This is a genomic window from Flavobacterium branchiicola, from assembly GCF_018383905.1.
GTDB classification, from domain to species: domain Bacteria; phylum Bacteroidota; class Bacteroidia; order Flavobacteriales; family Flavobacteriaceae; genus Flavobacterium; species Flavobacterium branchiicola.
Map to the genome: position 1 here is coordinate 539,727 of NZ_JAGYWA010000004.1, position 11,913 is coordinate 551,639.

Below are 11,913 nucleotides of genomic sequence, written 5' to 3' on the forward strand. Positions count from 1 at the left end.
AAAAAAGGACCTTATGAATTTAACCAATTTTAATACAAGTGAAGAATTTTTTGTAGACATGCAGCGCTGCATTGGCTGTAAAGCATGTGAAATGGCCTGCGCCGAATGTGAAACAAACGGTCAGCAAACTTTAATCAGTGTGAATTATGTAGATCGTGCAGCAACGATACAAACTACCGTTCAGGTTTGTATGCATTGCGAAGATCCGGTTTGTGCCAATGTTTGCCCGGCAGATGCTATTTCTCAGGATGAATTTGGAGTTGTGCACACCGCAAGTACAGAAAGATGTATTGGTTGTTCCAACTGTGTAATGGCTTGTCCTTTTGGAGTACCAAAAAAAGTCGAAGAATACGATTTGATGATGAAATGTACCATGTGTTACGATAGAACAAGCGTAGGTAAAAAACCAATGTGTGCAACAGTTTGTCCAAGTGGAGCTTTATTTTACGGTACAAGAGAACAAATCGAAGAAATGAGACCAAACAGTACACCAATCAATAATTTCATCTTTGGAAAAGAAAAAGTAAAAACAAAGGTCAATATTATGATGCCGAAAGGAAGTACAGAATTACGAATTTATTAAATGCCGAGTCATGTCTAAAGAAGATAATTTAAATCAAAACTGGAAAAAAGATTTCCCCATAAAAAAACAAGAATCAACTCAGGTAAGCCGACGCGATTTTGCTAAATTCCTAACGTTTGTTTCCGGAGGTTTAATGGTAGGAAGTGGATTTGTAACTGCAAAAGCCTTCTTATTACCAAAAGAAGAAGTTCAGGGCGAACATTTTATTTGTAATAAAGAAGATGTTCCTGTTGGCGGAACGAGAGGTTTTGTTTTAGAAGGAAGCACAATTCCGTATATTTTAATACATCTTGAGAGTGGAGAATTTAGAGCATACGAACAAAAGTGTACACATCTTTCCTGCTCTGTATTTTATAAACCCGGAACCGGAATTATACATTGCCCTTGTCACGAAGGTTCTTTCGATGCTATGACAGGCGATGTGATTGCCGGGCCACCGCCGCGTGCTTTACCACAATTAGAAGTAATATTTAAAGAAAATGCTGTTTTTGTAAAAGCATTAATTGAGAAAAAAGAAAGCTAATTTAAACGTAGAATTATGAGTACTTTTAGACGAAGTCAAAATCGCGCAAATCCTAATAAGTTGAATAATATACTTTCAACACTGATCTTTATTTTAATTTTAAACGTCAGCATTCAGATATGGCTTTTATATGCTTCCTTGAATAATGCATTAGATAATAATAAAGAAATTTTAATTCCAGCTTTTATAGCTTCTGCTGTCCTGTTTTTTATAGGTTTTGCATGGCTTTATTATCTTCCGAAGGGAAATTTCAGAAAGAAATAAAATCAAATCGTTAATTTCAAAAAGCTATTTTGGTTTTTTCTGAATCTATTTGTATTAATTGTACTAAATTTATATTTTTTAAAGAATTAAGTTTATTAATGATTTTGACTAAGTAAAAATACTTATATTTGTAATAAGTATTTTTTGCTTTTAATATATACCGGTAATGATTAAAGTTGAAGAAGCCATAGCAATTATTGAAGCGAACAGTACAAAAATGCCAACAAAACGTATTGCTGTTAGTAAAGCTTTAGGATACGTTTTGGCAGAGAAAGTGATTTCGCCTATTGATATGCCGCCCTTTCGTCAGTCAGCGATGGATGGATATGCGTTTACGCACAGCGTTCGACATCAATATGACATTGTTGGGATTTCTCAGGCAGGAGATCATTCAAATATAAAATTAGAAGCAACTGAAGCGATCCGAATTTTCACAGGCGCTTACGTTCCTGATGATGCGGATACAGTAGTAATGCAGGAACATGTAATGGCAAATAAAGATTCAATTTTGATTGCCAGCATGCCGGAAAAAATGGCAAATGTTCGTCCAAAAGGAGAGCAAATTGGCAAAGATGATATAGTTTTTGAGGCCAATACTTTTATAACTCCTGCAGCAATCGGATTTTTAGCTTGCTTAGGAATTACAGAAGTTGAGGTTTATAAAAAACCAAAAGTTGCGATTTTAGTAACCGGAAATGAATTAGTTCAGCCTGGGAAGAAGCTAAAAAAAGGAAAAATTTTCGAAAGTAATTCCGTTATGCTTGAGGCAGCGCTTCAAACAATTGGAATTAAAAAAACGAAAGTTTACAGAGTTAAAGATAATCTGAAAGCAACGAAAAAAGCTTTAAAGGATATTTTAAAAAAATTCGATATCGTTCTTATTTCAGGTGGAATTTCAGTTGGAGATTATGATTTTGTAAAAGAAGCATTATTGCAAAACGATGTAAAAGAGCTTTTTTATAAAATTAATCAGAAACCCGGGAAACCAATGTTTTTTGGCTCTAAAAATGAAACGTTAGTTTTTGCACTTCCGGGAAATCCGGCTTCATCACTGACTAATTTTTACATTTATGTCGCACCGGCAGTAAAGAACAGAATGGGGTTTGCAGAAATTTATAAGCCAAAAGTAGTTCGAAAATTAAATTCAGAAATTAAAAACAGTACCGGAAAAACATTGTTTCTAAAAGCAAAATACGACGAAACAAATGTTACTGTTTTAGACAGCCAAAGTTCCGCAATGCTAAACACATTTGCAATTGCCAACAGCTTATTGATTGTTCCGGAAAATGTTGAAAATTATAAAAAAGGCGAGTTAGTAACGTTACTGCCGATTGATTAGAATTTAGATCTTGAGATTGTTAGATTTTGAGATCTTTAAGAAAATAGAATAAAGAGTAAAGAGAATAGAATTTTAAGGTAAATGATGAAAAGCGCTGTATAAATAAAAACATATAGCTAAGCAACTTGAAACTTTAAACCTGAAACAAAAAAACAAATAAATAAAAAATGAATCTCCTAAGTTCCGAAAATATAATCCTATTCAGTTTTGCCTTAATTGTCATTGCATTTTTATATTCAAGCGTAGGACACGGCGGAGCATCTGGATATTTGGCTTTGATGAGCATTTTTGCTTTCCCGATTTCGGTGATGAAACCATCGGCTTTATTGTTGAATTTGTTTGTTTCGAGTATTTCGTTCTTATTTTATTATCGTAAAAATTATTTCAAACCCAAACTGTTTTATCCTTTTGCGATAGCATCAATTCCGGCAGCATTTATTGGCGGTTTTATAACATTGGACAATACGATTTATAAAATAATTTTAGGGATTGTATTAGTTTTTGCAGCATTAAGATTATTTGGAGTTTTTAATTTTAAAGAAAAAGAAGAAGTAAAAATCAATCTTCCGTTTGCCTTGACAATTGGTTTCGTTATCGGATTATTATCAGGAATGTTGGGAATTGGCGGTGGAATTATATTAAGTCCATTTTTATTATTTTTAGGATGGGCATCAGTTAAAGAATCGGCGGCAATTTCGAGTTTATTCATTTTTGTGAATTCATTTGCCGGAATGTTAGGATTTTTATTGGGAGGAAAAATAATTCCGATAGAAAGTTTTTATTTAGTTCCAATTGCAGTTGTAGGAGGAATGTTGGGAGGATTTTACGGAAGCGGCTCTTTTTCAAATAAAACATTAAAAATGGTTTTAGGAACAGTTATTTTAATGGCAAGCATTAAATTGATTTTTCCTTAAATAATTTAGATTAAAGAATGACAAGCATTGCGTACCCAAGGTTGAAACCTTGGGTTATATTAAAATCGAAAACGAAATGTTATGAACATAGCCACTGGTTTCAACCATTGGAACGCAAGATGAGAAAAACTTGAAACTTTGAAACTTTGAAACTTGAAACCTGAAACAAAAACAAAATGAAAACAACAGTATTTATTCTTTGTGGAGGAAAAAGCACCAGAATGCAATCTGAAAAAGGATTGGTTTTGTTTCAGGAAAAACCGTTTATAGAACATATAATTCAGGCGATTTTACCTATTACAGATAACATAAAGCTGATTACAGCATCAAAAGAATATGATTATCTGGCATATGAAAAAATACCGGATTTGATTGTAGATAAAGGTCCGTTGGGCGGAATTTACACTGCATTATCAAATTCTGAAACCGAATTTAATTTGATTTTAAGCTGTGATATTCCGTTAATTTCAACCGAATTATTACAGGAATTAATTTCAAAACATAATACAGAAGCCCAAATCACGGTTTTTGCTTCAGAAAGCAGATTACATCCTTTAATTGGGATTTATTCTAAAAAAGTGTTGCCTGTTATCAAAAGCGCAATTGATAACGACGATTTGAAAATGATGAACTTGCTTGCGAATATTCCGCATCAAATCATCCATATTGAAGAAAGTGAAAACTTTCATTTAACCAATATTAATTCGGCTGACGAATTAAACGATCTGAATATCAATTTAAGTTAAAAGAGTATGCAAAGTTTAAAAACACCAAAATTAACGATCGTAGGCGCAGGTCCGGGTGACGTTGAATTGATTACACTAAAAGCGATAAAAGCTTTAGAAAATGCAGATGTCGTTTTATACGATGCTTTGGTAAACGAAGAATTGTTAGAATACGCGGTAAATGCTGAAATTGTTTTTGTTGGAAAACGCTTAGGCTGCCACGCCTACACACAAGATCAGATTAACGATTTGATTGTTTCAATGGCAAAAAGCTACGGACATGTTGTGCGTTTAAAGGGTGGTGATCCGTTTGTTTTTGGAAGAGGAAGCGAAGAAATTGAATTTGCAGAAGAACATGGAATCGAAACAGCAATTGTTCCCGGAATCTCATCTGCTTTAGGAGTTCCAGCTTCAGTTGGAATTAGTTTGACACAACGAAAAGTTGCCGAAAGTTTCTGGGTTATTACAGGAACAACTTCTGAACATAAATTATCAAAAGACGTTCAATTGGCTTCAAAATCGGCAGCGACTGTGGTGATTTTAATGGGAATGCATAAATTAAACGAAATCATTTCCATCTATCAGGAAAACAGAAATGACGATTTACCAATTGCTATTATTCAAAACGGAACAAAAAATTCAGAGCAAAAAGTGATTGGAACTATAAACACAATTACTAAATTGGTATCCGAAAAGAATATTTCATCTCCGGCAATAATTGTAATTGGCGAAGTTGTTAGAAATACTTCAAGTTGGATTTCGTATTTTCAGGAACATTTTGAAGATGAATTCATTTTTCAAAATTTAAATTTATAAAAATGATCGAGGTTAAATATTTTGGGGCTGTCGCTGAAAAAACAAAATGCGAATTCGAGAAACTATCTTTTTCTGAAGAACTATCATTGCAGAAACTTTTGCAGGATTTAAACGAAAAATACGAGTTCGAATCACTGACTTTTAGCGTTGCAGTAAATCAAAAAATAGTTTCAAAAGCAGCTGATTACACTTTACAAACAAGTGATATTGTCGCTTTATTACCACCGTTTGCAGGCGGTTAAGTTGAAATTTGAAAAAAAATATTTTAACACATAGAAACATAGTTTTTTGATTCGAAAAAAGAGAGTAGAAGAAACAAGTTTCCACACATAGATAGCTATGTGCATTTAAATTAGTGAAACGCCTTTTTTAAAGCTACAAAAAGCTATGTTCCTATGTGTTAGAATGAATTATACTTAGCGGGATAATTAAAATAGTAATGAAAGAATCAACGAGATATAACCGACAAACAATTCTTCCTGAAATAGGGGATGAAGGTCAGCAAAAATTAGCAAAATCAAAAGTTTTGGTGATTGGTGCAGGAGGTTTGGGCGCATCAATTTTACCATATTTAGCTGCGGCCGGAGTTGGCGAAATCGGAATTGTCGATGATGATGTAATCGAAGTTTCGAATTTACATCGTCAGGTTATTTATAAAACTTCGGCTGTTGGAAAATCTAAGGCAGAAGAGGCTAAAGTGATGCTTTCAGAATTAAATCCGGAAATAAAAATCAATACTTTTTTTGAGAAATTATCAGGAAAAAACGCCCTTTCGTTATTCGAAAAATATGATATTATTGTTGACGCAACAGATAATATTTCGATAAAATATTTGATAAATGATGCATGTTTGGTTACGAATAAGCCAATGGTTTACGGATCAATTTTTAGGTTTCAGGGACAAGTTTCGGTTTTCAACTACCAAAACGGACCAACATACAGATGTTTATATCCCGATGAAAACACGAACGTTCTAAATTGTGAAGACGCTGGTGTAATCGGAATTTCGGTTGGAATTATTGGAATGCTTCAGGCCAATGAAGTCATAAAAATGATTCTCGGAATTGGAGAGGTTTTAAGCGGAAAAATATTAGTTTACAATATTCTGAAAAACGAACAACAGAAATATGATTTTGATAAAAATTCAAATCTTCAATTAACAAAAGAAGATTTCGAAAGAAAATATAATTCAGAGGAAAATCAAATTCAAGAAATATATTTTGAGTCTATTTTAGATGAAATCAATAACGATGAAGTTTTGTTTTTAGATGTTAGAAATGAAGATGAAGTTCCGAAAATTAAATTCAAAAACAGTATTCAGATTCCGCTTTTAAATTTGGAAAATGAATTGGGAAAGCTAAATAAAAACCAACTGATTTTTGTTTTCTGTCAATCCGGAATAAGAAGTAAAATTGCAGTTGAATTGCTCCAGAAAAATCAATTTCAAAAAGTAAAAAGTATTTTGGGTGGAGTTTTAGAAATGAAGCAATTATTAAAAGAAGAAAAAATATAGCAGCAGATTACACAGATTAAAAGGATTTAAGTGAGGTTGTCACCCTGAGCGGAGTCGAAGGGCGTTCCAATTGGCTTCAGGCTTCGACTCCGCTCAGCCGGACAAAAGCAAATGAAAATCTGCTCAATCTGCAAAATCTGCGAGAGAAATAATTCGTGATCCCGATAGCTATCGGGAGTGGCGGAAAAAAAACATAAAAAAATGAGTAAAAATGTATTTGTAGAAGGGCCGATTTCTCCTGAATTTATAGCAGAGTCGATTGCAAAACACCAATCTAAACACACGATTGGCGCACATAATATTTTTCTGGGACAAGTTCGTGCCGATGTAATTCATGACAATACCGTTGTTGCGATTGATTATTCAGCTTACACAGATATGGCAAATGAAGCGTTGCATACAATTAGAGAAAAAGCTTTTGCTAAATTCGACTTGACCTGCATGCACATTTACCACAGTTTAGGAGTTGTAAAAGCAGGCGAAATCTGTTTGTTTGTTTTCGTTTCGGCAACACGTCGCAAACAAGTTTATGAAGCGACAGAAGCCATTGTAAACTGGATAAAAACCGATGTGCCAATTTTTGGTAAAGAAATGTTTGAAAACGATACATTCACCTGGAAACAAAATACCTAATAAATAAAAATGGTAGATATTACGCATAAAATAAGCACTTTAAGAGTCGCAACTGCAACTGCAATTGTAAAAGTCAGTAAACAAGAAACAATTGATGCTGTTGTAAACAATTTAGTGCCAAAAGGGAATGTGCTGGAAATGGCAAAAACCGCGGGATTGTTTGCGGTTAAAAACACACATTTATCTATTCCCGATTGTCATCCGCTTCCTATTGAATTTACTTCGGTTGAATATAATATCGAAGGTCTGGAAATTCATATTATTTTCAAAGTAAAAACGGTTTATAAAACTGGAGTTGAGGTTGAAGCCATGCATGGTGCATCGATCGTGGCATTGACAATGTACGACATGTTGAAACCGATTGATAAAGAAATCGAAATTTCGACGATAAAATTGATTAACAAAGAAGGCGGAAAATCGTCTTTCAAAAATAAATTTCCGAATGCAATTAAAGCGGCTGTTTTTGTTTGTTCCGATTCCATTTTTGCAGGAGATAAAGAAGACAGATCAGGAAAAGTGATAGTAGAGAAATTGGACTCTTATGGAGTTGAAACTTCTCATTATGAAATTATTCCTGATGAATTGGACATTATTCAGGAAAAAACAAAAGCTTTAGCTAAAGAAAATCAATTAGTGATTTTTACGGGCGGAACTGGATTGTCTCCAAGAGATGTTACGCCGGAAGCTTTGGCACCATTATTAGAAAGCCGAATTCCGGGAATTGAAGAAGCAATTCGTAATTACGGGCAGCAAAGAATGCCGTATGCCATGTTATCACGAACGGTTGCAGGAACTTTGGGCAAAACAGTAGTTTTAGCTTTGCCGGGATCAACAAACGGAGCAAGAGAATCTATGGATGCTGTTTTTCCGCATTTGTTGCACGTTTTTCATATTTTAAAAGGAAAAAATCATGACAGTCTCTAACACTATTTTAACGGATGGTTTTGGGCGCAAACACAATTATTTGCGCATTTCGCTGCTGGAAAAATGCAACCTGCGTTGTACGTACTGCATGCCTGCTGACGGAATCGCGCTTTCTCCAAAAGCCAGTTTAATGACGGCTGATGAGATTTTTGCAATTGCTCAAACTTTCGCAGAAAATGGTGTTGACAAAATACGATTAACTGGAGGCGAACCTTTGCTTCGAAAAGATTTCCCAGAAATCGTTTCTAAATTATCAGCATTAGGAATTTCTCTTTCTATAACTACAAACGGAATTTTAATTGATCGTCATATAGACGTTTTAAAGCAGTTTAAAGTCAAAAAGATCAATTTGAGTTTAGATACACTTATTTCGTCAAAATTTCATTCTATAACGCTTAGAAATCAGTTTGAGAAGGTTATTGATAATCTACACTTGCTTTTGAATAATGATTTTGAAGTAAAAGTGAATGTGGTTTTAATGAAAGGTTTTAATGATAACGAAATCATCGATTTTGTAAAACTGACACAGTTTCTTCCAATTTCGGTTCGTTTTATTGAATTTATGCCTTTTGCAGGAAATGAGTGGGATAGGAGTAAAATGGTTTCTCAGCAAGAGATTTTGTCTTTAGTTGAAACAGAATTTTCATCAAATGAAATTCAGAAATTAGAAGATGAAAAAAACTTTACAGCAAGAACCTATAAAGTAAAAGGTTTTCAGGGTAATTTCGGAATTATAAGTTCTATTACCAATCCGTTTTGTGACAGTTGCAACCGCATCAGACTTACAGCAGACGGAAAAATAAAAAATTGCCTTTTCTCGAATTCTGAAACCGATTTATTGACGGCTTTTAGAAATGGTGAATCTATTGAAAACTTGATTTCAGATTCTATTCAAAATAAAAAGAAAGTCCGCGCTGGAATGGTTACTATTGATGAAATGGATGATCCGGCACTTCATTTTGATAATCGTAGTATGATTGCGATTGGGGGATAGATTTTGTCTTTAAAAATCTTTGTCAAAGTTTTAAACTTTGACAAAGATAAGCGTATAGTTTGTTAGGATGACAAAAATGGGGATGCTCTTTGCGTCCCAAAGCTTCGGGATTGTGCGATTCCTAGTTTCTCAGCAATGACAAAAAACAAAAAAGGCTCAACTTTACGTCAAACCTTTCTTAATATTATTTTTTCTTTTTAGCTTTTGCTTTCTTTTTAGACTTTGCTTTCTTTTTTGCAATTTTCTTAGCTTTAGCTTTTTCCTTTGCTTTTTTCGCTTTCTCTTTTTTCTTTGCTGCAGCTTTTAGTTTTGCTTTTTTAGCTTTTTCTTTCTGTTTATCTTTTTTAGCTTTATCTTTTTTCTTTGCTGCTTTCTTTTTGGCTTTTTCTTTTTCCTTGTCTTTCACTTTTTTCTTCTTTTTATCGTTAGACTTATTTTTAGCTTTTTCTTCAGTTGCAATAACTTCCGTTGTAGTTTCTTTTATTTCAACAATTGGTTCAATAACTGCTGGCTTTACTACAGGAGCTGTTACTTTTTTTGCAGGAGTTCTGCTTACTGTCGGTTTTACTGTTGCTGCCGGAGCTGCTGCTTTTGTAACTGGTTTTGCCGGTGCTTTTGTTGCGGTTGGCTTTGCAGTAGTTGAAGTTGTAGATTTTGTAGCTGCGGGTTTTGCTGTTGTTACAGGTTTGGCAGCCGCAGGTTTACGAACAGGTGTTTTTGCAGGAGCTGTATTTACAGGTTTTTCGGTAACTGGCTTTGCAGTTTCTGCTGCCGGAGAATCGATTTTCTCAGGAGTAGTTTCTTCGGGTTTATTTTCCATATAAAAGTGCTTTTGATAAGTATTTTACTAGCAATGTAACTAAATTGTTAATTCTCAGTTAAGTAAAGATAAATATAAAACAAGCTTCTCAATGTTAAGTTTTTCGGTTATTTTTCAAATTAAATAACTGATGTCTAAATGTTTAGCATTTTTTCTGAATTTTTAAACTGAAATCTCTTAACAATTCTACATGAAAAAATGGAAGAATTTGCTGTATAATAAAAAAGGGATAGACGAATTATTTCTTTTGAAAATGGATGCCATAGCCCCGATGGAAGCGACATCCTTTTGTTTTTTTCTTTAAAAAACAAAAGATACAGCGGACAGCGGGAATAGCTCCTAATAAATATTCTAAATGTTGTGATTAACTTTTTACCAATTCCAAAATTCTGAAATTGCTTTTTGGGGCTTCACAAAGAGAACAGCAATAAGTGTCGGATAAATCGGTGAATAGAAGGCCTTTTGGAATTCCCTGGCTTTCGTCTCCGTATTCCGGGTTATAAAGCGATAAGCATTCCTGACATTGGTAAATATCTAATTGTGGTTTTTCTTTTTTCTGCGGACTTTCTGTTGTTTCTAATGCAGCATTTCCGAGTTCGTCGAAATATTTACGGCTTAATTCAATTAAAATCGTCGGAAGTTCCAGCTTATCAATGTCTTGTGAATGCACAATGTATTCGCGCGTGTTTGGGTCGAAATTCTTCGCAAACAAAACATTGTAAGTATCTCTGATTTTAATGGATTCTAAAGCCGCCGGAAGTTCGTTTTTTTCGATGACAATCGAAGTGAAATAATGTCCATCGCGATTGTATTCTGAAATCCCGAAATTTAATCCGTATGTACTGATGTCGAATTGATCTAAAGTTCGAACCAGAAATGTTTTCAGGTTCAAAGCCCATTCCATTGCAACAGGTAAATGCCAATTTAATTCCAGTAAAGAATGACGAACATTGATTCCGCGTTTACCTAAGAATTTTTCCCATTCGAGTTTTCGGTCTTTTGGGATTCCTTTTATGATAAATGATTTCCAGGGCGTAATACAGATTTTCCCAATTTTGCATTCAAAACACAAATCGCACATTTCTTTCAGAAAATCTAAATCATAGAGATTATTACGCCAATACAAACCCAACCAATATTGATCGATTCCCATTCGGTTCATTCCTTCGTAATACGGAAATGGATAAAACGGAATATTAAGAGGTTTGTCGATTGTTCTGTTATTAGTATCTAAAATTTCACTTACCATTGAAAAAAGCAATTCGATATCTACAGCATCATCTTTGGCAATTTTCTCAATTTCGTAATAGATTTTGGCTAAATCCCAGCTGTAAATCAAAACAGGATACATTTCCATTTTTTCCCATTTTGGGAGGCGAATGTATAAATACCAATAATCTTCGTGTTCTGAAGCGATAAAATTCAATTGCCCCGTAAACAAAGGAACCAACTGCTGTTTTGGGTCAGTTATGTTGACTTTAAGTTTTGGCTGTTCTTTAAATTCTTCTAAAATATATAAAAAACGATTTCCGGTAAGCCAGTTTGTATTTCTGAAAATATCGGTTGAAACATAAGAGGAAACGATATTATTACCGCTTTTTTGGTCGGGATAAACAAAATGATGTTTACCTAAAGTAGTTTTGTCCAAAGATTTAAAACCTTGAGGGAAAATAATATCTTGTCTTGAACCAAACGAAATCGACTCGAGACCTTCTTCTAAAGCAATATTAACTACCTCACGTAATTCTCCTGGTGAAATAACGCCTCCTTTTACTATTAATCTTGTTAACTCCATTTGTTTATTTTGTTTCAGGTTTTCTTTGTTTCAGGTTTCACGTTCCAACAACTTGAAACGTGAAACCTGA

At 34.0% G+C, this 11,913-nt stretch carries 14 protein-coding genes; 12 read left to right on the forward strand and 2 right to left on the reverse strand.

Annotated features, from left to right (window positions below):
- Nucleotides 1–13 precede the first annotated feature (13 nt).
- The 12 genes from KHA98_RS12340 (at nt 14) to moaA (ending at nt 9,228) form a co-directional block, all read left to right on the forward strand.
- A complete protein-coding gene (locus KHA98_RS12340) occupies nt 14–583 on the forward strand; it encodes a 4Fe-4S dicluster domain-containing protein (protein ID WP_111285404.1) in 570 nt (189 codons plus the stop codon).
- Between the two features lie 10 nt (nt 584–593).
- Nucleotides 594–1,106, forward strand: a complete 513-nt coding sequence (locus tag KHA98_RS12345; protein ID WP_213258237.1) for a QcrA and Rieske domain-containing protein — start codon at nt 594–596, stop codon at nt 1,104–1,106.
- Between the two features lie 15 nt (nt 1,107–1,121).
- On the forward strand, nt 1,122–1,370 hold the full coding sequence (locus KHA98_RS12350; RefSeq protein WP_116750722.1) for a DUF6755 family protein: 249 nt from the start codon (nt 1,122–1,124) through the stop codon (nt 1,368–1,370).
- A gap of 166 nt (nt 1,371–1,536) precedes the next feature.
- Nucleotides 1,537–2,709 carry a molybdopterin molybdotransferase MoeA gene (locus KHA98_RS12355; RefSeq protein WP_213258238.1) on the forward strand — a complete coding sequence of 391 codons (1,173 nt, stop codon included), beginning with the start codon at nt 1,537–1,539 and terminating at the stop codon, nt 2,707–2,709.
- A gap of 167 nt (nt 2,710–2,876) precedes the next feature.
- The gene (locus tag KHA98_RS12360) at nt 2,877–3,623 is read left to right on the forward strand and encodes a sulfite exporter TauE/SafE family protein (protein ID WP_213258239.1); all 747 of its coding nucleotides are present in this window, start codon (nt 2,877–2,879) and stop codon (nt 3,621–3,623) included.
- Between the two features lie 176 nt (nt 3,624–3,799).
- Nucleotides 3,800–4,369: a molybdenum cofactor guanylyltransferase gene (locus tag KHA98_RS12365; protein ID WP_213258240.1), complete on the forward strand. Its 570-nt coding sequence runs from the start codon at nt 3,800–3,802 to the stop codon at nt 4,367–4,369.
- Between the two features lie 6 nt (nt 4,370–4,375).
- Nucleotides 4,376–5,164, forward strand: coding sequence for a uroporphyrinogen-III C-methyltransferase (cobA, locus tag KHA98_RS12370; protein ID WP_213258241.1), 789 nt, complete (start codon nt 4,376–4,378; stop codon nt 5,162–5,164).
- A gap of 2 nt (nt 5,165–5,166) precedes the next feature.
- Nucleotides 5,167–5,406 carry a MoaD/ThiS family protein gene (locus tag KHA98_RS12375; protein ID WP_213258242.1) on the forward strand — a complete coding sequence of 80 codons (240 nt, stop codon included), beginning with the start codon at nt 5,167–5,169 and terminating at the stop codon, nt 5,404–5,406.
- 197 nt (nt 5,407–5,603) lie between these two features.
- Nucleotides 5,604–6,677, forward strand: coding sequence for a HesA/MoeB/ThiF family protein (gene moeB / locus KHA98_RS12380; RefSeq protein WP_213258243.1), 1,074 nt, complete (start codon nt 5,604–5,606; stop codon nt 6,675–6,677).
- A 201-nt stretch (nt 6,678–6,878) separates the two neighbouring features.
- On the forward strand, nt 6,879–7,310 hold the full coding sequence (locus KHA98_RS12385) for a molybdenum cofactor biosynthesis protein MoaE (RefSeq protein WP_007807486.1): 432 nt from the start codon (nt 6,879–6,881) through the stop codon (nt 7,308–7,310).
- Between the two features lie 9 nt (nt 7,311–7,319).
- On the forward strand, nt 7,320–8,234 hold the full coding sequence (moaCB, locus tag KHA98_RS12390; RefSeq protein ID WP_213258244.1) for a bifunctional molybdenum cofactor biosynthesis protein MoaC/MoaB: 915 nt from the start codon (nt 7,320–7,322) through the stop codon (nt 8,232–8,234).
- Nucleotides 8,221–9,228 (forward strand): GTP 3',8-cyclase MoaA, encoded by a 1,008-nt coding sequence (moaA, locus tag KHA98_RS12395; protein ID WP_213258245.1) that lies wholly within the window; start codon nt 8,221–8,223, stop codon nt 9,226–9,228. Before moaCB ends, moaA begins: the two co-directional genes overlap by 14 nt.
- A 184-nt stretch (nt 9,229–9,412) precedes the next feature.
- On the opposite strand, the gene KHA98_RS12400 is transcribed toward moaA, so the two are convergent.
- Nucleotides 9,413–10,048: a hypothetical protein gene (locus tag KHA98_RS12400; protein WP_213258246.1), complete on the reverse strand. Its 636-nt coding sequence runs from the start codon at nt 10,046–10,048 to the stop codon at nt 9,413–9,415.
- Nucleotides 10,049–10,412: 364 nt separating this feature from the next.
- Entirely contained in the window at nt 10,413–11,843 is a 1,431-nt protein-coding gene (locus tag KHA98_RS12405) for a rubredoxin (protein WP_213258247.1), read from the reverse strand.
- Between the last annotated feature and the right edge of the window lie 70 nt (nt 11,844–11,913).

Bases quoted from the DNA above. Each gene is read 5' to 3' on its own strand.
- KHA98_RS12340 (WP_111285404.1), top strand. From the start codon at position 14: ATGAATTTAACCAATTTTAATACAAGTGAAGAATTTTTTGTAGACATG.
- KHA98_RS12345 (WP_213258237.1), top strand. From the start codon at position 594: ATGTCTAAAGAAGATAATTTAAATCAAAACTGGAAAAAAGATTTCCCC.
- KHA98_RS12350 (WP_116750722.1), top strand. From the start codon at position 1,122: ATGAGTACTTTTAGACGAAGTCAAAATCGCGCAAATCCTAATAAGTTG.
- KHA98_RS12355 (WP_213258238.1), top strand. From the start codon at position 1,537: ATGATTAAAGTTGAAGAAGCCATAGCAATTATTGAAGCGAACAGTACA.
- KHA98_RS12360 (WP_213258239.1), top strand. From the start codon at position 2,877: ATGAATCTCCTAAGTTCCGAAAATATAATCCTATTCAGTTTTGCCTTA.
- KHA98_RS12365 (WP_213258240.1), top strand. From the start codon at position 3,800: ATGAAAACAACAGTATTTATTCTTTGTGGAGGAAAAAGCACCAGAATG.
- cobA (WP_213258241.1), top strand. From the start codon at position 4,376: ATGCAAAGTTTAAAAACACCAAAATTAACGATCGTAGGCGCAGGTCCG.
- KHA98_RS12375 (WP_213258242.1), top strand. From the start codon at position 5,167: ATGATCGAGGTTAAATATTTTGGGGCTGTCGCTGAAAAAACAAAATGC.
- moeB (WP_213258243.1), top strand. From the start codon at position 5,604: ATGAAAGAATCAACGAGATATAACCGACAAACAATTCTTCCTGAAATA.
- KHA98_RS12385 (WP_007807486.1), top strand. From the start codon at position 6,879: ATGAGTAAAAATGTATTTGTAGAAGGGCCGATTTCTCCTGAATTTATA.
- moaCB (WP_213258244.1), top strand. From the start codon at position 7,320: ATGGTAGATATTACGCATAAAATAAGCACTTTAAGAGTCGCAACTGCA.
- moaA (WP_213258245.1), top strand. From the start codon at position 8,221: ATGACAGTCTCTAACACTATTTTAACGGATGGTTTTGGGCGCAAACAC.
- KHA98_RS12400 (WP_213258246.1), bottom strand. From the start codon at position 10,048: ATGGAAAATAAACCCGAAGAAACTACTCCTGAGAAAATCGATTCTCCG.
- KHA98_RS12405 (WP_213258247.1), bottom strand. From the start codon at position 11,843: ATGGAGTTAACAAGATTAATAGTAAAAGGAGGCGTTATTTCACCAGGA.